Below are 18,252 nucleotides of genomic sequence, written 5' to 3'. Positions count from 1 at the left end.
ACCGAGAACAAAAGAAACGCAGTGGGGGTGTCTGCGTGACAATTGTGATCCCGAAGAAACCACACACAAAATAATCAATATTTCTCCATTATTCAAATCCGACAAAGCAATCACAGTCTTACATCGATCCTCAGCATCAGGCGGCGATACCCACCGGCAGTTTCTCGAACCAGTCGAGGAAGCGCTGCACGTCGTTACCCCTGAAAAGGCGGCCGTGCTGGGGGGCCATGATCTCGATGTCCAGCTTGCGCACGCGGTCGATCCAGCTCTGCTTGGCGGCATTGGAGGGCATCCAGCGCTGGTGGAAGAGTTTCATCTTCTCGGTGTGGGCATCGAAGTCGTCCACGAACAGCGGCGCGCCCGGCGCCTCCAGGGCCGCGCCCACGTCGCCGCTCATGAGGATCTTCGCCTGCGGATCGTAGACGTGGAAATTGCCCGAGGCGTGCAGGTAGTGGGCGGGAATGAACTGCAGGGTCACCTCGCCCAGATCCAGCTCGCCGCCCTCGTCCGCAATGGCGCAGAACTCGATGTTGCGCGAACCGAAGTGGCGCAGGAAGCCTTCCCACAGCCAGGGCGTGTGCAGGCGGGCGTGGGGCAGGGCCTGCTCCCACAGGCCCAGCGAGGAGATGATGTCGGGATCCTGGTGGGAGGCGAACAGATCGGTGATCTGATCCACCCGCACGAACTGCAGCACCGAGGTGAGCATGGCGGCGAAGACCTCGATGCCGCCCGGATCCAGCAGCACGGTGCGGCTGCTGCCGCTGACCATGTACTGGTTGGTGTCGATGATGGAGTCGGGCTTGTCGGGATCGCGCCCGAACATCACCCAGCGGTAGCCTTCGTCGTGCAGGATTTCGGTCTTCATGCGCCTTCCTCGCTGGCCAGCACATAGCGGATGTCGTTGAGCCGGTTCTGGCAGTCGTTGACCCGGGAGCGGATCTTGTCGGTGGCCTTCTCCAGGTTGTCGGCCACCACCTCCAGGGTGTCGGTGAACCCGGTGGCGCGGGAGGCCTCGACCCGCGATGTCGAGGAGATCACCTGCGCGCCCCGGGTGCTGCGGCGGATGTCGTCGAGCAGGCTGCCCAGGGTGCGCAGGCTCTGCTGGAACCGCTTGCGGTAGGCCTCGCTCTCCGACTGCAGGCGCTCGGCCACCGGCCCCAGCGACGCGGCGTTGGCCAGATGCGCCGTGGCCTCGCGCACCTGCCGGTAGCGATTGCGGGTGTCCTCCACGTGGCTGCGGGCCACCGCCAGCCGCGACAGGGTCAGGGCCTCGGCGCCGATCCGTTTCACCAGCTGGGTCACCTCGCGGGCCATCTCGTCGATGAAATCGGTGATCGGCTGAAACCCGCGCGCCGCGTCGCCGGCCCGGTGGGAAATGGCCTTGGCATTCATCACCCCCAGCGACATCTCGCGGGCAATGCGGTTGACCTCGGACAACTCCGAGGTGATGGTGGCGGCCGACACGAGGATCACTTCCTCGGCTCTGGGTTTGCGCTTCACGGGCGGGGTTCCTCTGCCTTTCCTCGAGTTATAGCGTCATCCCGGTACAGAACTTTAGTCGGCCGTACCGGCCACATTCCGAACCCTTGAGGCCGGAACTTCCCCCTTGCCCACTGGTCTTTGTTCCAGCGGCCGCCGCTTGTGCCCTGAACCCCGTTTTCGTATAACGCGCCTTGCGCCACCCGTCCCGAGGAGAACGCCATGCCCCTGGTCCACATGCGCGACATGCTCGAGCACGCCTACCGCCACCGCTATGCCGTGGGTGCCTTCGATCTGGTCAGCCTCGACTTTCTCGAAGCCATCCTCACCGGCGCCGAATGGACCCGCGCGCCGGTGATCCTCTCCCTGGCCGAATCCCACTTCGACTATTTCGACTTCGAACTGGCCATGGCCGCCACCGTCCGCGCCGCACAACGCGCCAGCGTGCCCGTGGCCATCCACCTGGATCACGGCGAGGACCATGCCTCGGCGGTGCGCGGCATCAACCTCGGCTGCAACGGGGTGATGATCGACGCCTCCCACCATCCGCTCGAGGAGAACATCGCCCGCACCCGCCAGGTGGCCGAGACGGCCCACGCCTGCGGCGTGCCGGTGGAAGGCGAGCTGGGCTATGTGCCGGGGGTGGAGGGCGAGGATGCCGAGCGCCATCCGGGCGAGGTGATCTACACCACGGTGGACGACGCCCGCCGCTACGTGGCGGAGACAGGGGTGGACTTCCTGGCCGTCTCCATCGGCACCGTGCACGGGCGGATGCAGGGCGAACCGCGGCTGGACCTGGACCGCCTGGCGCAAATCAACGCCGCGCTGGGGATCCCCCTGGTGATCCATGGCGGCACCGGCCTCTCCGACGACCAGTTCCGGGGCCTCATCGAGCGCGGGGTCACCAAGATCAACTACTACACCGCGCTGGCCGACGCCGCCGGCCGGCGCATGGCCGAGAACGCCGCAAACGGCGCCCGCAGCTATACCGACCATACCCGCGGCGTACGCGAGGCCATTCGCGACGAAGTGGTGGCCCGCATCGAGCTGTGGGGCGGCGCCGGCCAGGCCGACGCCGTGCTGGCCGAGGCCGAGCCCTGGACGCCGGTGGAACACGTGATCCTCTACAACGTCGAAGGGCTGAACGAGCGCGAGGTCAGGGACATGATGGCCGAAGGCCGGCGCGTGCTCTCCGCCATTCCCGGCGTGCTGCGGGTCGGCACCGGCCGCGCCGTGAAGTACGACGCCGCCTACCGCTTCTCCTGGCTGGTGACCTTCTGCCACCCGGCGGTCATCGACAGTTACCGCGACCACCCGGAACACCGGCGCTTCGCCGACGAGCGCTTCCGCCCCCACGCCGGCGGACGGATCAGCATCGACTACCGGATGATCGAGGGCTGAGCCACCCCACAAGCCCCAGCATTTCGCTGGGGTATTGAAATTCTCCCGCAAGCGCGTATATTAGAGAAATCTAATATTTGTGTGACCGAGGTTACCGACTTCCCCCGGCGCCGGAGCGACACTCTGCTCACCGGCGGGAGAAGCCGGGAAATCCATCAAACACGGGAGGAAACCCTGAAATGACCATCGACAAAGCCATGTTCATCTTCGCCGGCAGCATGATCATCATCTCGACCCTGCTGGCCATGTTCCACAGCCCCAACTGGCACTGGTTCTCGCTGTTCATCGGCGCCAACATGATCCAGAGCAGCTTCACCGGCTTCTGCCCGCCCTCCATCCTGATGAAGAAACTGGGCATGAAGACCTCGGCCGAACTGGCCACCGCCAACCAGAACTGACCCCGCTACGGCCGGACCGGCGCTCGCCGGTCCGGCGCCATTTTACGCCCTAATAAATATTTCCGATTTTCCCCGCTTTGGCCTACACTTGGTTGACGACAGGGACCGACGCCCCCAACGGAAAACCCAAGGCCAGCGCATGAAATCCGACGCCGATCGCCCCACCCCCGCCATCGACAGCCACCTCGACGCCATCAACGACCTGCGCGACCTGCTGCGCCAGTCGTATCATGCGGCCCTGCGCCTCAAGCGCGACATTCCCGCCGAGGAGTTTCCCACCGCCTACGCGCTGACCCGCGAATTGCGCACCCTGCGCAAGACCGTCGAACGGTTGCGCCAGGCCCTGGGGGAGGAGTTTCTCGATCTCACCCTGGACATGGATCTCTCCTCCATGGAGCTGGATCTGCTGAGCAGCACCGACTCCTCCGCCTGCCTCTGAACGCCGTCCGCCCCCACCCCGCATGCCTGCCGCCAACATTCCCGATCCGGAGGCCTTTCCGGAAACCGGCGCCTATGCGGACAAGCTGGCCTTCCTGCTGGAATACGCCCGGCTCGCCCCCTCGCTGCTCAACAGCCAGCCGTGGCAGTTCTCGCTGCGGGAACACACCATCGGCATCCTGCCGGATCTCGAGCGCTGGCAGCCGGTCACCGATCCCGAGCGCCGCGAACTCTACCTGAGCCTCGGCTGCGCCCTGGAAAACCTGCTCACCGCCGCCGAATACTTCCGCCTCGGCTTCCACGTGGCCTTCGGTGACAGCGAAGGCGGCGACGAAACCTTCGCCCGGGTGCAGTTCGTGGAAGGGGCCAGCATCAACCAGGTGCGGGATCCGGCCCTGTTCCACGCCATCGTGCGCCGCCGCACCTGCCGGCGCCCCTTCCTGCCCCGGCTCGTGCCTCACGAGGAACTCCTGCAACTGCGCAACGCCCGCCTGGAGTCGGATCTGGTCCTGCGCTTTCTCGCCAACCTGGAGCAGAAACGCCGCCTCGCCGAACTGGTGGCCGCCGCCGACCGGCGCCTGCTCGCCAATCCCGACTACCGCCGCGAGCTGGCCGGCGGCATCCGCCGCGGCATGTGGCCGCTGCCCGCCCCGCTGGCGCCGCTTGCCGCCTTCGCCCTCCGTCACCTCGACCCGGGCCCGCGCCTCGCCCGCCAGGAACGGCAACTGCTCACGAGCGCTCCGGTGCTGGCCGTGCTCGCCAGTCGCAACGACACGCCCGTGGACTGGATCCGCACCGGCCAGCTCTTCGAACGCCTGGCCCTGACCGCCACCAAGCTCGGCCTGGCCATCCAGCCCATGAACCGCCTCCTGCAGGTACGCAGCCACCGCCACGAACTGGCCAGCATGCTGCCCGACTCCCGAATGCGCCCGCACCTGTTCCTGCGCCTCGGCTATGCCGATGGCAGGGGTGGGCCCACGCCCCGCGATCCGCTCTCCCGGCATCGGGTGTAACCGCCGGGAGAGGGGAAATCCCCGCCGTTTCCCCGTACAATCCCGGTTCCGCAACAAGCAACACCGGGATCATGCCGCGCATCCACCAGTTCTTCCGCCTCGCCTACATCAGCTGGATCCTGGTGCGTCACGGGCTCGACGAACTCCTGCTCGCCAGCCACCTGTTCCGCCCGGTGCGCTTTCTCAAATACCTCATGCCCTGGACCTGGGTGCCGCGCAGCCTGCCCCGCGGCGCGCGGATCCGCATGGCGCTGGAGGATCTGGGGCCCATCTTCATCAAGTTCGGTCAGATCCTCTCCACCCGCCGGGATCTGCTGCCCGACGACATCGCCGACGAGCTGGCCAGGCTGCAGGACCGGGTGCCGCCCTTCCCGGACGAGGTGGCGCGCCGCCTCATCGAAAGGAGCCTCGGCCAGCCCATCGAGGCGGTCTTCGACGCCTTCGAGTCCACGCCCTTCGCCTCGGCCTCCATCGCCCAGGTGCACGGCGCACGACTCAAGGACGGCCGGGAAGTGGTGGTCAAGGTGCTGCGGCCCGGCATCCTGCCGGTGATCCGCCGCGACATCGGCCTCATGTACACCGTGGCCCGCCGCGTGGAGCGTTACTGGTCCGCCGGCAGGCAACTGCGTCCGGTGGAGGTGGTGCGGGAGTTCGAGAAGACCATTCTCGACGAGCTGGATCTGATGCGCGAGGCCGCCAACGCCTCGCAACTGCGGCGCAACTTCCTCGACTCCCCCCTGCTGTACGTGCCCGAGGTGTACTGGGACTGGTGCCGGCGCGACGTGCTGGTGATGGAGCGCATCCACGGCATCCCGATCAGCCAGATCGACGCCCTGCGCGCCGCCGGCATCGATCTCAGAACCCTGGCCGAGCAGGGCGTGGAGATCTTCTTCACCCAGGTATTCCGCGACAGCTTCTTCCACGCCGACATGCACCCGGGCAACATCTTCGTCTCGCCCGAAGGCCAGTACATCGCCGTGGACTTCGGCATCATGGGCGTGCTCTCGGCCACCGATCAGCGCTATCTGGCCGAGAACTTCCTGGCCTTCTTCAACCGCGACTACCGCCGGGTGGCCCAGCTCCACATCGACTCGGGCTGGGTGGCCAGGGACACCCGGGTGGACGAATTCGAGGCCGCCATCCGCACCGTCTGCGAACCCATCTTCGACCGGCCGCTGGCCGAGATCTCCTTCGGCCAGGTACTCCTGCGCCTGTTCCAGACCGCGCGGCGCTTCAACATGGAAGTCCAGCCCCAGCTGGTGCTGCTGCAGAAGACCCTGCTCAACATCGAGGGCCTCGGCCGCCAGCTCTATCCCCAGCTCGACCTGTGGACCACCGCCAAGCCCTTCCTCGAGCGCTGGATGCGCCAGCAACTCGGCCCGGGCGCCTTCTGGCGCCACATCCGCGAGAACGCCCCGTTGTGGTCCGAGCGCCTGCCCGCCCTGCCCAACAAGCTCTACGACGTGATCGAGAAGGCCGCCGAAGGCCGTCTCGAAACCCGCCTGCCCGACGCCCAGTTCACCCGCCTGCAACGGGAGATCCGCACCGCCAACCGTCGCACCCTCGCCGCCGTCACCGGCAGCGGCCTGCTGATCACCGCCGCCCTCCTGCTCGGCCAACTGCCCATCCTCTACCCCGCCGCCACCGCCGCCACCGGCCTCGCCACCCTGCTCTGGGGCTGGACGCGGCGGTAGGCATAAACTCACCTGTCTGCTAAGAACACGGAGGTCACGGAGGCACGGAGATCACAGAGAGTCCGAATCAAGCCAAAACAGAATCCAGAAATTGTTTCAGCAGCCAGTGTGCGATGCATGGATACATCTCCGTTTTCGATGACCACGAGGCATTGAAAATAGGAGGGACCGGAAAACTGCTAACCTTTCTCCGTGATCTCCGTGCCTCCGTGCCCTCCGTGTTCCTTCCACACCACCTTGACAGTTCTCGAAATGTTCTCTACTATTGAGAACGTTCGGAGAACAAGCATGCTCACCCAACTGGAAGAACGCATCCTTCGCTTCATTCGTGGCCACATCGCCCGCCATGGCTGCGGGCCGACGCTGACGGAAATCGGCGCCGCCGTGGGGGTGAAGTCGAAGGGCACGGTGCACAGGTACGTGCAGTCGCTCAAGAACAAGGGCGTCCTGGAGCATGTCGAACGCGGTTGGCGCGGTATCCGGCTCGCCAGTGAATCCTCACTCCACTCCACGACCCTCCCGCTGGCGGGCCGGATCGCCGCCGGCCATCCCATCGAGGCCATCCCCGATCAGGACCAGCTCGATCTGGCCGCCCTGTTCGTGGCCGAGGACCGCTACGCCCTGCAGGTGAAGGGCGATTCCATGATCGACATGGGCATCCTCGACGGCGACTGGGTCATCATCCAGCGCACCGACACCGCCGAGGACGGTGACGTGGTCGTGGCCCTGATCGACGACAGCGAAGCCACTCTCAAGCGCTTCAAGCGCCTGCCCGACGGCGACATCCTGCTGATCCCCGAAAACAGCGAAATGGCGCCCATGCAATACGCCCCTCAACGCATCCGCATCCAGGGCCGCCTGGTCGGCCAGCTGCGCCGCTATCCCTGACTCGCGCGGGCGCCTGATACCGTAGCCATAGCCGTAGGCCGGCTCAAGCGCGGCGGAGCCGGCGAATTCGAGACATCATGTTTTTTGCCAGCTCCACTGCGCTTGAGCCAGCCTACGAAGCCAACCCCCTCAAGTTCCCCCCTCCGGCGCCGATATGGCCATAACCAGGGGCCGGCCCCGGCCCGAACCGCCCACAGGAGCACGGACATGCAGATGGCGACCCCCTCCCTCGCAACCGGCGGACAGCCGGCCGAGGCGGACAACCCGAACCTCGACACCTTCACCTTCTGGGTGGGCGAGCAGATGCTGGCCGTGCCCGTGCACAGCGTGCTGTCGGTGACCCAGAACCTGGCCGAGCTGAAACCCACCCCCCTCAAGGGCCGTGGCCTGCTCGGCGCCACCCAGTACCGCGGCAAGCCGGTGGCCATCTACGATCTGGCCGCGATGCTGGACATCGTCTCCGGCCAGCAATACAAGACCGAACTGCTGGATCTGCTACAGGCCCGCGAACAGGATCACCTCGACTGGCTCGACGCCCTGGAGGAATCGATCCGCACCGATGTCCCCTTCACCAAGGCCCGCGACCCCCACCAGTGCGCCTTCGGCAAATGGTATGACGCCTTCAACACCCGGGACGAAGCCTTCCGGGAAATCCTCGACCGCTTCGACGAACCCCACCGCCAGATCCACGCCCTGGCCGACGAACTGCTGGAATACAAGGCCCGCGGCGAGGTGGAAGAGGCCCTCTACCGCCTCGACATCGCCCGCAACACCGTCCTGCGCCGCCTGCGCAAGACCTTCCACCATGCCCGCGTCCAGCTCAAGGAATCGATCCGCGACGTGGTGCTCAACCTCACGGTCGATGGCGAAACGCCGCTGGTGGGCCTCAAGATCGACGAGATCAACGACGTGATCAGCTACCCCCGCGCCAACCTGCTCGAACTGGCCGAGGTCGGCCTGCCCGTCAACCCGCATGCCCAACGTCTGTTCAGCGGCTATCTCAGCAACGACAAGGGCCAGGACTGCCTGCTGATCGATCCCGAGCAGATCATTCCGGTGGCGTCGGGGTAGGGGGATTCAACGTGAAGGCGCAAGGAAATTTCAACGCAAAGGCGCAAAGACGCAGAGGGTGCAAAGGATTTTAGGGTGGGCCTTTGTCGCGTACGCGTAGGAGCGTGCGCAGGCCGGCTCAAGCGCAGCGGAGCCGGCGATAATCGTGCCATCCTGCCATGGCGGCTCCGCTGTGCTTGAGCCGCCCTACGGAACCGGCCGATCCCGAGCAGATCATTCCGGTGGCGTCGGGGTAGGGGGGTTCAATGTGAAGACGCGCCATGTAGGAGCGGCGCAAGCCGCGACCGGCATTTCACGCGCCAACCTTCAGGGCCGCATCAGCGCCCCTTCCACCTCGTCGCGCCTGGCCTTGCCGGCGAGCAGTTCGATGAGGGTGAGGGCGAAGTCCATGGCCGTGCCGGGGCCGCGGGAGGTGACCACCTTGCCGTCCACCACCACCGGTTTTTCCTCGTAGATCAGATCCTTCACCGGCTTGCCTTCGAGGCTGCCGGGGTAGGAGGTGGCGTGACGGCCGTCGAGCAGGCCGGCGCTGGCGAGCACCTTGGGCGCGGCGCAGATGGCGCCGGTCCAGCGGCCGCCGTCGGCCATCTTCTGCAACAGCGCGCGGATCCGCGGATCGGCCTCCAGGTGGTCGGCGCCGGGCAGGCCGCCGGGCAGCACCAGCATGTCGAAGTCGCGATCGATCACCGCATCGAGCGTGGTGTCGGGCACGATCACCGTGCCACGGCTGCAGCGCACGGGGCCGTCGGCAAGGCCGGCGGTGACGACCTCGATGCCGGCCCGGCGCAGGAGATCGACGATGGTGACCGCTTCGAGTTCTTCGCAACCTTCAGCGAGGGGGACGAGGACGCTTGCCATGTGGGATTCCTCCTTTGGTTCTGTCGCCAGGCAACGAGGCGCGAAACGGGCACCAGTTCCACCCCCCGTCCCTGCAGGGAAGGCAGCCAGCGCTCCAGGGCGGCCAGGGTCTTCGGCAGGGGATGGCCGATGCCGAGGGCGCTGCCCTTGCTCTGGGCCCGGTCGATCAGTTTTTCAAGCTGGGTATCGATGATCGCCGTGTCGTCCTGGTAGTCGATGAACACGTCGCGATGGGTGGCGGGAAGGGCGCGGCGCCGCGCTTCCCGTTCGGCCACGGTGGCGGCGGTGGTGCGGCTGTCGACGAAATAGAGATCGCTGCGAAACATCAGGGTCTGCATCAGCCAGCGCATGCGCAGGGGATCGGCGGTAAGCCGGCTGCCCATGTGGTTGTTGAGGCCGCGCACGTGGGGCACCGACGCAAGGCCGGCGAGAACGGTGCGCTTGAAGTCCTTCTCCGCCTGGGCCTCGGTGAGCGCCCCGGGCCCGAGCCGGTTCCCGCCGGCTGCCTCCATGGGCAGATGGAGCATGATCTCCTTGCCCAGGCGATGGGCCGTCTCGGCCAGGCTGCGGGAATGGGGCGCATGGGGAAGGATGGCCATGGTCACCGCGCCGGGCAGGCGCACGGCCCGTTCGCCGTCGGCGGCCCGCCAGCCCAGATCGTCGATGATCAGGGCCACGAGCGGCCGGGCCTGGGCGCTGCCGGCGGTGAAGGCGGCCAGCAAGCCGAGCAGCAGGGCCAGCGCCTTGCGCATCGCCCGGCAATCCGCCCTACTTGCCCGCCTTCAGCAGGTTAAGCCCCTTGAGGACGATGAGCGCCTCGTAGACCGGATAATCCTCGGTCACCAGCTTCTTGCCGTTGCCCTTGACCTTTGACTTCGGCTTGCCCTTTTCCTTCTTGCCCTTGCCGTTGGGATTGGCCAGGTGGCCGGACAGATCGGCCTCGGTGAGCGGCTTGAAGCGCTCTTCCCGCTCCTTGATCTGCAGGTTGTCGAGCACGATGTCCGGCTCGATGCCCTCGGCCTGGATGGAGCGGCCCGAGGGGGTGTAGTAGCGCGCCGTGGTCAGCTTCAGGGCGGTGTCGTTGCCCAGCGGGATCACGGTCTGCACCGAGCCCTTGCCGAAGGTGCGCTGGCCCATGATGATGGCGCGCCGGTGATCCTGCAGGGCGCCGGCGACGATCTCCGAGGCCGAGGCGGAGCCTTCGTTGACCAGCACCACGATCGGCGCCCCGTCGATCAGATCGCCCGCGCGGGCGGAGCGGACCAGCTTGTTGTCGTCGGTGCGGCCCTTCACCGAGACGATCACGCCTTCCTCGAGGAACACGTCGGAGACGGCCACCGCCGCGTCGAGCAGGCCGCCGGGATTGTTGCGCAGATCCAGCACCAGGCCCTTGAGCTTGCCGCCGTTCTCCTTGCGCAGCTTGCGGATGGCCTTGCGCAGATCGGCCGCGGTGCGTTCCTGGAACTGGGAGATGCGCACGTAGTCGTAACCGTCTTCGAGCACCTTCGACTTGACGCTCTTGACCCGGATCTTGGCCCGGGTGAGGGTGATCTTGAGCGGCTTCTCCTCGCCCTCGCGAACGATGGTCAGGGTGATCTTCGTGCCGGGCTTGCCGCGCATGATGTTCACGGCCTGATCCAGGGTCAGGCCCTTCACCGGCGTGTCATCCAGACGGATGATCAGATCCCCGGCCTGCACGCCGGCCCGCTGCGCGGGGGTGTCGTCGATGGGCGAGATGACCTTGACGAAGCCGTCCTCCATGCCAACCACGATCCCCAGGCCGCCGAACTCGCCGGTGGTGCCCACCCGCAGCTCTTCGAAGTCCTTGCGATCGAGATAGGAGGAGTGGGGATCGAGCCCGGTGACCATGCCGCGGATGGCGTTTTCGAGGAGGGTCTTGTCGTCCACCTCGTCCACGTAGTTGGCCTTGATCTTGCCGAACACCTCGCTCAGGGTGCGCACCATGTCCAGGGGCAGGCCGGCGGCGGCATGGCTGCGCGCGGGCCGCTCGGCCAGCACGCCATGGGTCAGCGCCAGGGACACGCCCAGCAGCAGGCCGACGAGCAGAATGAGAAGGTTGCGGGTCAGCAGATTCATGTCCGGGTCTCTCCTGTGGCCCCGGCGGGACCGTTTCCTTGGGTTCGACCACACCATGCGGTCGCCAATCGCGTGATATTACAGCAGACGGCAACGGGTGGCGAGGGACGCCGACCTCAGCGGCGGGCCAGCGCCGCGCCGCTGCACCAGCGCAGCGGATTGGTGGGCTTGCCGTTGTGACGGATTTCGAAATACAGGGCGCTTTGCGCCTGGCCGCCGCTGCGTCCGACCGTGGCGATGGGCTCGCCCGCTTCGACCCAGTCGCCCACTTCCTTGAACAGACTCTGGTTCTGGCCGTACAGGCTCATGTAACCGTCGCCGTGATCGAGGATCAGCAGCAGGCCGTAACCGCGCAGCCAGTCGGCGTAGGCCACCCGCCCGCGGGCGATGGCCCGCACGGTGCGCCCCTCGCGGGCCAGGATCCGCACCCCGTTCCATTTCAGATCGCTGCGCTGGCGGGCCTTGCCGTAGAGCTTCTGCACCTTGCCCTTGACCGGCCAGGGGAGCTTGCCGCGGCGGCTGGCGAAGGGCCGTTCCATGCCCGTGTCGGCCAGCAGATCGGTGAGGCTGGACTCGATGGCCTCGAGCACCGCGCGCAGCTGCCGCTCGTTTTCCTGCAGGTGGGCGATGGCCTGCTCGCGGTTGCGCAGCTCGGCCTGCAGGCGGGCCACCACCTTGCGGCGCTGGCGCCGATCCGCGCGCAGGGCCTGCTGGCGTTCCAGGGTGCGCTGGCGCAGGGTCTCGAGGCGGGCCGTTTCCTCGCGCACCTGCCCGGCGATCCGCGCCAGCGCGTCCAGGGTGTCGCGCACCGCGTCGATGCGCTTCTGGCGGGCGGCGTTGAAATAGCGGTAATAGACCACCACCCGGCCGAGGCGGGCCGGGTCTTCCTGATTGAGCAGCAGCTTGAGGTATTCCTGACGGCCGATCATCCAGGCGGCGCGGACCTGGCGGGCCAGCAGTTCGCGCTGGGTGGCCAGCTTGCCCTGCAGCGCGCCTTCCTCGCGGCGCAGTTCCCGCAACTTCCTGCGCCGGGTCCGCAGCTTCCGCTCCAGCGCCTTGAGTTCGCGCACGGTGCGGCCGATCCGCCGCTCCACCTCGCGCAGGGCCTTCTGATCCCGATCGAAGCGGCTGCGCACCGCATCCCGCTCGGCCCGCAGGGCCTCGAGCCGCTGCTGCAACCGTTCCAGTTCGCGGGCCTTGGCCTGCCGTTCGCTCTCGCTCAGGGCAGGCGCGGCCGTCGCCGGCAGGGCCAGCGCGGTGAACAGCAACAGGATCAGGAAACGGGGCAGCACGATGGCGGCCATGATACGTCAGAGCGGACAGGGTACAAAACGGTGGCGGGTAGCGAAGATACCCCAATGCCTTACCCAGCTACCCGTCCTCCGCGACACACCACCGCATTGTTGCGGTACGCCGGGGCAACGCTGTGTAGGAGCGGCGCAAGCCGCGACCTGGCAGGGACGAGTGGCGAGGGAAAAGGGCCGAGTAACGGCATGGTTTCCCGATCGCGAAAACCCTCGCCACTCGTACCTCGGCCCTGTTCATCGCGGCTTGCGCCGCTCCTGCATCCCCACGTCCCAAGCGGGGGATCAGCTCGCCTGGCGGGTGACCGCGGGGGCCGGCTCGGCGCCTTCTTCCTCGCCGTGATCGATCAGGCTGTGGCCGTTCATCTCCACCGGCTGGGGCAGGCCCATCAGCTCCAGCATGGTGGGGGCGATGTCGGACAGGGCGCCGCCGTTCTGCTTGAGGGCCAGATCCCGGCCCACGTAGATGAGGGGCACGGGGTTGCTGGTATGGGCGGTGTGGGGCTGGCCGGTGTCCGGGTCGCGCATCTGCTCGGCGTTGCCGTGATCGGCAGTGATCAGCAGCTCGCCGCCGTGCGCGCGCACCGTGTCCACCAGGCGGCCGAGACAGCCGTCCAGGTATTCGATGGCCTGCACGGTCGCCTCGTAGTTGCCGGTGTGGCCGACCATGTCGGGGTTGGCGTAGTTGACGATGATCACTTCGTAGCGATCGGCCTCGATGGCGGCCACCAGCTTGTCGGTCACCTCGCCGGCGGACATCTCCGGCTGCTGGTCGTAGGTGGCCACGTCGGGCGAGTCGATGAGGATGCGATCCTCGAACTCGAAGGGTTCCTCGCGGCCGCCGTTGAAGAAGAAGGTCACGTGGGCGTACTTCTCGGTTTCGGCGATGCGCAGCTGGTGCATGCCCAGTCCCGAGATGTACTCGCCGAAGACGTTCTTCAGCCGTTCCGGCGGATAGGCCACGGGAATGTCGTACTGGCTGTTGTACTCGGTCAGGCTCACGAACTGGCCGAGCCGCGGCCAGGCCTTGCGCGCGAAACAGTCGAAGTCGGGCTCGATGAAGGGCCGGGTGATCTGCCGCGCCCGGTCGGAGCGGAAGTTCATGAACACGATCACGTCGCCGTCCTCCACCCGCACCGGCTGGCTGCCTTCGGGCACGATGGCGGTGGCCTTCACGAACTCGTCGGTCTCGCCCCGTTCATAGGCCGCCTGCAGGCCGGTGAGGGGATCGGGCGCGGTGAACTCGCCCTCGCCGAGGGTGATGAGATCGTAGGCCCTTTCGATCCGCGGCCAGCGGTGATCCCGATCCATGGCGTAGTAGCGGCCGATCATGGAGGCGAAGCGGCCGCCGCCCAGGTCGTCGAACTTCGCCTGCATCTTGCGCAGGGAGGCCTCGGCGCTTTGCGGGGGCGTGTCGCGCCCGTCGAGGAAGGCGTGCAGATAGACCCGCTCGGCGCCCCGGCGCACGGCCAGCTCCACCATGGCGTGGATGTGGTTCTCGTGGCTGTGCACCCCGCCGGGGGAGAGCAGGCCGAGGATGTGCACCGCCTTGCCCGACTCCTTCGCCAGATCCACCGCGTCCACCAGGGTCTGGTTGGTGAAGAAGGAGCCGGTCTTGATGGAGCGGGTGACCCGGGTGTATTCCTGGTAAACCACGCGGCCGGCGCCCAGGTTCAGATGGCCCACTTCCGAGTTGCCCATCTGCTCGGAGGGCAGGCCCACGGAGGCGCCGGAACCCTGAATGAGCGTGTGGGGATAATCGGCCCACAGCCGATCCCAGACCGGCTTGCGGGCGGCGGCGATGGCGTTGTAGTCCGTGGCCTCCGAATATCCCCAGCCATCGAGGATCACCAGGACCATGGGCTTGATGCGGGCTGTGTCTGACATGTCTATTGAATGGTGTCCGTGCGGCGCGGTATCAATATTTGGACTCGTTCCAAATTATACCCCGAATCCCCGCTGCCGGCAGGGATTCGAAGCCAAACTTGCAATATTCGTGGGGAAAAGCGCCCTGGCCCTTCTCAAATGGCAGATAATTGTATAATGTTTTAATGATAAAAGGCACTCCACGGGTCACCCCCGTCCCCGGTGACCACCCCCGCTCAACCGGAACGAGCACGCACAGGGCAGGAACATGATGAATCTCTCCGAACCGACCACCCTGCTGACCCGCGACGAGGACATCGACCGCGCCTCCCGCTCCCTCAAGGCCATGTCCCACCCGCTGCGGCTGAAGATCCTCTGCACCCTCGGGGATCGGGAGATCAGCGTGCAGGACATCGTCGAGCACGTGGGCACCTCCCAGAGCAACATCTCCCAGCATCTGGCCATCCTGCGCGACAAGGGCATCCTCGATTCGCGCAAGGACGCCAACCGGGTCTACTACCGGGTTGGCGACGCCCGCACCCTGCGCCTGATCAGCATGATGCGCGAAGTGTTCTGCAACCCGCCCGAGCAGGACTGAACCATCCCATCCGCAGGCTGGCGCCCCGCCGCCAGCCTGCTACAATGCCGCCGCGCCCAGGCGCCCCGAACATTCCCCGCTTTCCCCAAGGAGTTCCCGTGCAAGACTTCCTGACCTTCGTCAGCCAGAACCTGCTGCTGTTCGCGGCCCTGGCCGTCACCCTGGTGATGCTGTTTTTCAACCTGTTCGGCGCCCGCCTCAAGGGCTACACGCCCGTGGATCCGGCCGAGGCGGTCAACCTCATCAACCACGAGAACGCCCTGGTGCTCGACGTGCGCGAGGCCAACGAATACCAGTCGGGCCACATCCTCGACGCCCGGCACATCCCCCAGTCGGCCCTGGCCAAGCGCCTCGGCGAGCTTGAAAAGGACAAACAGCGCCCCATCATCCTGGTATGTCGATCGGGCAGCCGCTCGGCGCATGCGGCCGGGGTGCTGAAGAAGCACGGCTTCGAGAAGGTCTACAACCTCAGCGGCGGGATCATGGCCTGGCAGAACGCCAGTCTGCCCCTGACCCGCAAGTAGCCGATTTCCGAACCCCGACGTTGCAAGGAGTCCGCCATGCCCGACGTGGTCATGTACAGCACCAAGTTCTGCCCCTACTGCGTGCGCGCCCGCATGCTGCTGGAGAGCAAGAACGTGCCCTACACCGACATCCGCATCGACGAACAACCCGACCGCCGGGCCGAAATGGAACAGCGCGCGCAGCGCACCTCGGTGCCGCAGATCTTCATCGGCGACGAGCACGTGGGCGGCTGCGACGATCTCTTCGCCCTGGAGGCCCGCGGCGAACTGGATCGCAAACTCGGACTGGAGTGAAACCGACATGAGCCAAGCCCTGCACGTGGTCTGCCCTCATTGCGACAGCGTCAACCGCGTGCCGCAGGAGAAGCTGGGCGCCGGCGGCAAGTGCGGCAAGTGCGGCCGACCCCTGTTCACCGGCAAGCCCCTGGAGCTGCACGCCGGCAATTTCGACGCCCACGTGAACAAGAGCGACCTCCCCGTGCTGGTGGACTTCTGGGCGCCCTGGTGCGGCCCCTGCCGCATGATGGCGCCGGTGTTCCAGCAGGCCGCCGCCCAGCTCGAACCGCACATGCGCCTGGCCAAGGTCAACACCGAACAGGAACAGCAGCTTGCCGCCCGCTTCGGCATCCGCTCCATCCCCACCCTGGCGGTGTTCAAAAAGGGCCAGGAGCTGGGCCGCATGGCCGGCGCCATGGATCTGCAGAATCTCCTGCGCTGGGCCCGTCAATTCAACTGACGGCAGAGAAAGGATGAAAGAGGAAAGAGAAAAGGGGTACCATTCCCCTTGTATCTTTCTTCTTTCACTTCTCCCAGAACCAAAATGACTGAACAACAAACCGAACAGCAATTCGCCATCCAGAAGATCTACATCCGCGATCTCTCCTTCGAATCCCCCAACGCGCCCGGTATCTTCACCGGCGAATGGCAGCCGGAGGTGAACCTGGATCTCAACACCCAGGCCAATCCGCTCGAGGAAGGGGTCTTCCACGTGGATCTGGCCCTCACCGTGACGGTAAAAAACCAGGACAAGACCGCCTTCCTCGTGGAAGTGCACCAGTGCGGGATCTTCAACCTCAGCGGTTTCGACGATCAGCAGATGGGCCACATGCTCGGCAGCTACTGCCCCAACATCCTGTTTCCCTACGCCCGCGAGGCCATCTCCGACCTGGTGACCAAGGGCGGCTTCCCGCCGCTGCTGCTGGCGCCGGTCAACTTCGACGCCCTCTACGCCCAGCACCTCGCCCAGCAGCAACAGCCGGAAGGCGAGCAGCCCGCGCCCGCCCACTGACCATGCGCTTCGCGGTCCTCGGCGCCGGCTCCTGGGGCACCGCCCTGGCCATGCTCCTGGCCGGCAACGGCCACGCGACGCTGCTCTGGGCCCACCGCCCGGACGCCGCCGAAACCCTCGAGCGCGAACGGCGCAACGAACGCTACCTGCCCGGCATCCGCTTTCCCGACAAGCTGCACGTCACCGCGGATCTGGAAGGCGCGGTGGCCGCCGCCGACGTGATTCTGGTGGTGGTGCCCAGCCACGCCTTCCGCGAAACCCTGCACCGGCTGCGCGGCGCCGTCCATCCCGGCCACCGGATCGCCTGGGGCACCAAGGGCCTGGAGCCCGAAACCCGCAAGCTGCTGCACCAGGTGGTGCGCGAAGAGCTGGGCGAGGCCATCCCCATGGCGGTCGTCTCCGGCCCCACCTTCGCCCGGGAAGTGGCCCGCAAGCTGCCCGGCGCCGTCACCGTGGCGGCCAGCGACCCCGACTTCGCCCTGGAACTGGCCCGCGCCCTGCACAACGATCACTTCCGCGCCTACACCGGCGACGACATCGTCGGCGTGGAGATCGGCGGCGCGGTAAAGAACGTCATGGCCATCGCCGCCGGCACCGCCGACGGCATGGGCTTCGGCGCCAACGCCCGCGCCGCCCTCATCGCCCGCGGCCTGGCCGAGATGCAGCGCCTCGGTCGCGCCCTCGGCGCCCGCGACGCCACCTTCACCGGCCTCACCGGCCTGGGCGATCTGGTCCTCACCTGCACCGACGATCAGTCCCGCAACCGCCGCCTCGGTCTGGCCCTCGGCCAGGGCAAGGACATCGACGCGACGGTGCGGGAAATCGGCCAGGTGGTGGAGGGCATCGGCACCTGCCGCGAAGTCCACGAACTGGCGAAGGAACTGGGCGTGGAAATGCCCATCACCGAACAGGTCTGGCTCATCGTCCATCAGGGCCACACCCCCCAGCAGGCCCTGCATGACCTGATGGAACGGGCGGTGCGGCCGGAGTTCGACTGAAAACTCGGGTGTAGGTCGGCTCAAGCGCAGCGGAGTCGACAATCCGCCAGCAAACGGCGGGTCCGCTATGCTTGACCCGCCCTACAGACCGGAAGCGCAACCCCAACAAGCGTAGGTCGGCTCAAGCGCAGCGGAGCCGACAATCCACCGGCAAGCGGCGGGTCCGCTACGCTTGACCCGCCCTACAGGCCGGAAGCGCAACCCCAACAAGCGTAGGTCGGCTCAAGCGCAGCGGAGCCGACAATCCACCGGCAAGCGGCGGGTCCGCTACGCTTGACCCGCCCTACAGGCCGGAAGCGCAACCCCAACAAACGTAGGTCGGCTCAAGCGCAGCGGA

Annotated in this window: 20 protein-coding genes; 13 read left to right on the top strand and 7 right to left on the bottom strand. The window is 66.6% G+C overall.

Annotation, left to right across the window (positions count from 1 at the left end):
* Window positions 1–136: 136 nt before the first annotated feature.
* Window positions 137–865, bottom strand: a complete 729-nt coding sequence (locus tag ACZ5BH_RS06255; protein ID WP_464891056.1) for an oxygen-binding di-iron domain-containing protein — start codon at window positions 863–865, stop codon at window positions 137–139.
* Window positions 862–1,500 carry a hypothetical protein gene (locus tag ACZ5BH_RS06250; protein WP_464891055.1) on the bottom strand — a complete coding sequence of 213 codons (639 nt, stop codon included), beginning with the start codon at window positions 1,498–1,500 and terminating at the stop codon, window positions 862–864. Before ACZ5BH_RS06250 ends, ACZ5BH_RS06255 begins: the two co-directional genes overlap by 4 nt.
* Before the next feature lie 201 nt (window positions 1,501–1,701).
* Between ACZ5BH_RS06250 and ACZ5BH_RS06245 the strand changes: the two genes are divergently transcribed.
* The 7 genes from ACZ5BH_RS06245 (at window position 1,702) to ACZ5BH_RS06215 (ending at window position 8,382) form a co-directional block, all read left to right on the top strand.
* The gene (locus ACZ5BH_RS06245) at window positions 1,702–2,880 is read left to right on the top strand and encodes a class II fructose-bisphosphate aldolase (RefSeq protein ID WP_464891054.1); all 1,179 of its coding nucleotides are present in this window, start codon (window positions 1,702–1,704) and stop codon (window positions 2,878–2,880) included.
* A gap of 179 nt (window positions 2,881–3,059) precedes the next feature.
* Window positions 3,060–3,278 (top strand): YgaP family membrane protein, encoded by a 219-nt coding sequence (locus ACZ5BH_RS06240; RefSeq protein ID WP_464891053.1) that lies wholly within the window; start codon window positions 3,060–3,062, stop codon window positions 3,276–3,278.
* Window positions 3,279–3,417: 139 nt separating this feature from the next.
* Window positions 3,418–3,717, top strand: coding sequence for a hypothetical protein (locus ACZ5BH_RS06235; protein WP_464891052.1), 300 nt, complete (start codon window positions 3,418–3,420; stop codon window positions 3,715–3,717).
* Between the two features lie 22 nt (window positions 3,718–3,739).
* Window positions 3,740–4,729: an Acg family FMN-binding oxidoreductase gene (locus ACZ5BH_RS06230; RefSeq protein WP_464891051.1), complete on the top strand. Its 990-nt coding sequence runs from the start codon at window positions 3,740–3,742 to the stop codon at window positions 4,727–4,729.
* A 71-nt stretch (window positions 4,730–4,800) separates the two neighbouring features.
* Window positions 4,801–6,423 carry a ubiquinone biosynthesis regulatory protein kinase UbiB gene (ubiB, locus tag ACZ5BH_RS06225; RefSeq protein WP_464891050.1) on the top strand — a complete coding sequence of 541 codons (1,623 nt, stop codon included), beginning with the start codon at window positions 4,801–4,803 and terminating at the stop codon, window positions 6,421–6,423.
* 288 nt (window positions 6,424–6,711) lie between these two features.
* Window positions 6,712–7,311 (top strand): transcriptional repressor LexA, encoded by a 600-nt coding sequence (lexA, locus tag ACZ5BH_RS06220; RefSeq protein WP_464891049.1) that lies wholly within the window; start codon window positions 6,712–6,714, stop codon window positions 7,309–7,311.
* 207 nt (window positions 7,312–7,518) lie between these two features.
* Window positions 7,519–8,382, top strand: coding sequence for a CZB domain-containing protein (locus ACZ5BH_RS06215; protein ID WP_464891048.1), 864 nt, complete (start codon window positions 7,519–7,521; stop codon window positions 8,380–8,382).
* Window positions 8,383–8,688: 306 nt separating this feature from the next.
* Here the strand turns inward: ACZ5BH_RS06215 and ACZ5BH_RS06210 are convergent, their stop codons facing one another.
* The 5 genes from ACZ5BH_RS06210 to gpmI all read right to left on the bottom strand — a co-directional run bounded on the left by ACZ5BH_RS06210 (window position 8,689) and on the right by gpmI (window position 14,528).
* Window positions 8,689–9,183, bottom strand: coding sequence for a DJ-1 family glyoxalase III (locus ACZ5BH_RS06210; RefSeq protein WP_464891201.1), 495 nt, complete (start codon window positions 9,181–9,183; stop codon window positions 8,689–8,691).
* Window positions 9,096–9,992, bottom strand: coding sequence for a divergent polysaccharide deacetylase family protein (locus tag ACZ5BH_RS06205; protein WP_464891047.1), 897 nt, complete (start codon window positions 9,990–9,992; stop codon window positions 9,096–9,098). The genes ACZ5BH_RS06210 and ACZ5BH_RS06205 overlap by 88 nt, the downstream gene beginning before the upstream one ends.
* 16 nt (window positions 9,993–10,008) lie before the next feature.
* A complete protein-coding gene (locus tag ACZ5BH_RS06200; RefSeq protein ID WP_464891046.1) occupies window positions 10,009–11,337 on the bottom strand; it encodes a S41 family peptidase in 1,329 nt (442 codons plus the stop codon).
* A 116-nt stretch (window positions 11,338–11,453) separates the two neighbouring features.
* Entirely contained in the window at window positions 11,454–12,641 is a 1,188-nt protein-coding gene (locus tag ACZ5BH_RS06195) for a murein hydrolase activator EnvC family protein (RefSeq protein ID WP_464891045.1), read from the bottom strand.
* A gap of 285 nt (window positions 12,642–12,926) precedes the next feature.
* Complete coding sequence (gene gpmI, locus ACZ5BH_RS06190) at window positions 12,927–14,528, bottom strand: 2,3-bisphosphoglycerate-independent phosphoglycerate mutase (protein WP_464891044.1); 1,602 nt, start codon at window positions 14,526–14,528, stop codon at window positions 12,927–12,929.
* Between the two features lie 250 nt (window positions 14,529–14,778).
* Here gpmI and ACZ5BH_RS06185 point away from each other — a divergent pair, with 250 nt between their 5' ends.
* From ACZ5BH_RS06185 to ACZ5BH_RS06160, 6 genes are all read left to right on the top strand, one after another.
* On the top strand, window positions 14,779–15,105 hold the full coding sequence (locus tag ACZ5BH_RS06185) for an ArsR/SmtB family transcription factor (RefSeq protein WP_464891043.1): 327 nt from the start codon (window positions 14,779–14,781) through the stop codon (window positions 15,103–15,105).
* 98 nt (window positions 15,106–15,203) lie between these two features.
* Window positions 15,204–15,629 (top strand): rhodanese-like domain-containing protein, encoded by a 426-nt coding sequence (locus tag ACZ5BH_RS06180; RefSeq protein ID WP_464891042.1) that lies wholly within the window; start codon window positions 15,204–15,206, stop codon window positions 15,627–15,629.
* A 36-nt stretch (window positions 15,630–15,665) separates the two neighbouring features.
* Window positions 15,666–15,923 (top strand): glutaredoxin 3, encoded by a 258-nt coding sequence (grxC, locus tag ACZ5BH_RS06175; protein WP_464891041.1) that lies wholly within the window; start codon window positions 15,666–15,668, stop codon window positions 15,921–15,923.
* A 7-nt stretch (window positions 15,924–15,930) separates the two neighbouring features.
* On the top strand, window positions 15,931–16,365 hold the full coding sequence (gene trxC, locus ACZ5BH_RS06170) for a thioredoxin TrxC (RefSeq protein ID WP_464891040.1): 435 nt from the start codon (window positions 15,931–15,933) through the stop codon (window positions 16,363–16,365).
* Between the two features lie 84 nt (window positions 16,366–16,449).
* On the top strand, window positions 16,450–16,917 hold the full coding sequence (secB, locus tag ACZ5BH_RS06165) for a protein-export chaperone SecB (protein WP_464891039.1): 468 nt from the start codon (window positions 16,450–16,452) through the stop codon (window positions 16,915–16,917).
* Window positions 16,918–16,919: 2 nt separating this feature from the next.
* Window positions 16,920–17,915: an NAD(P)H-dependent glycerol-3-phosphate dehydrogenase gene (locus ACZ5BH_RS06160; RefSeq protein ID WP_464891038.1), complete on the top strand. Its 996-nt coding sequence runs from the start codon at window positions 16,920–16,922 to the stop codon at window positions 17,913–17,915.
* The last annotated feature ends 337 nt before the right edge of the window (window positions 17,916–18,252 follow it).

This window comes from Thioprofundum lithotrophicum (assembly GCF_055387065.1).
Note: the sequence above shows the minus strand (reverse complement) of the source record. Positions and strands in the feature narration are given on the sequence as shown.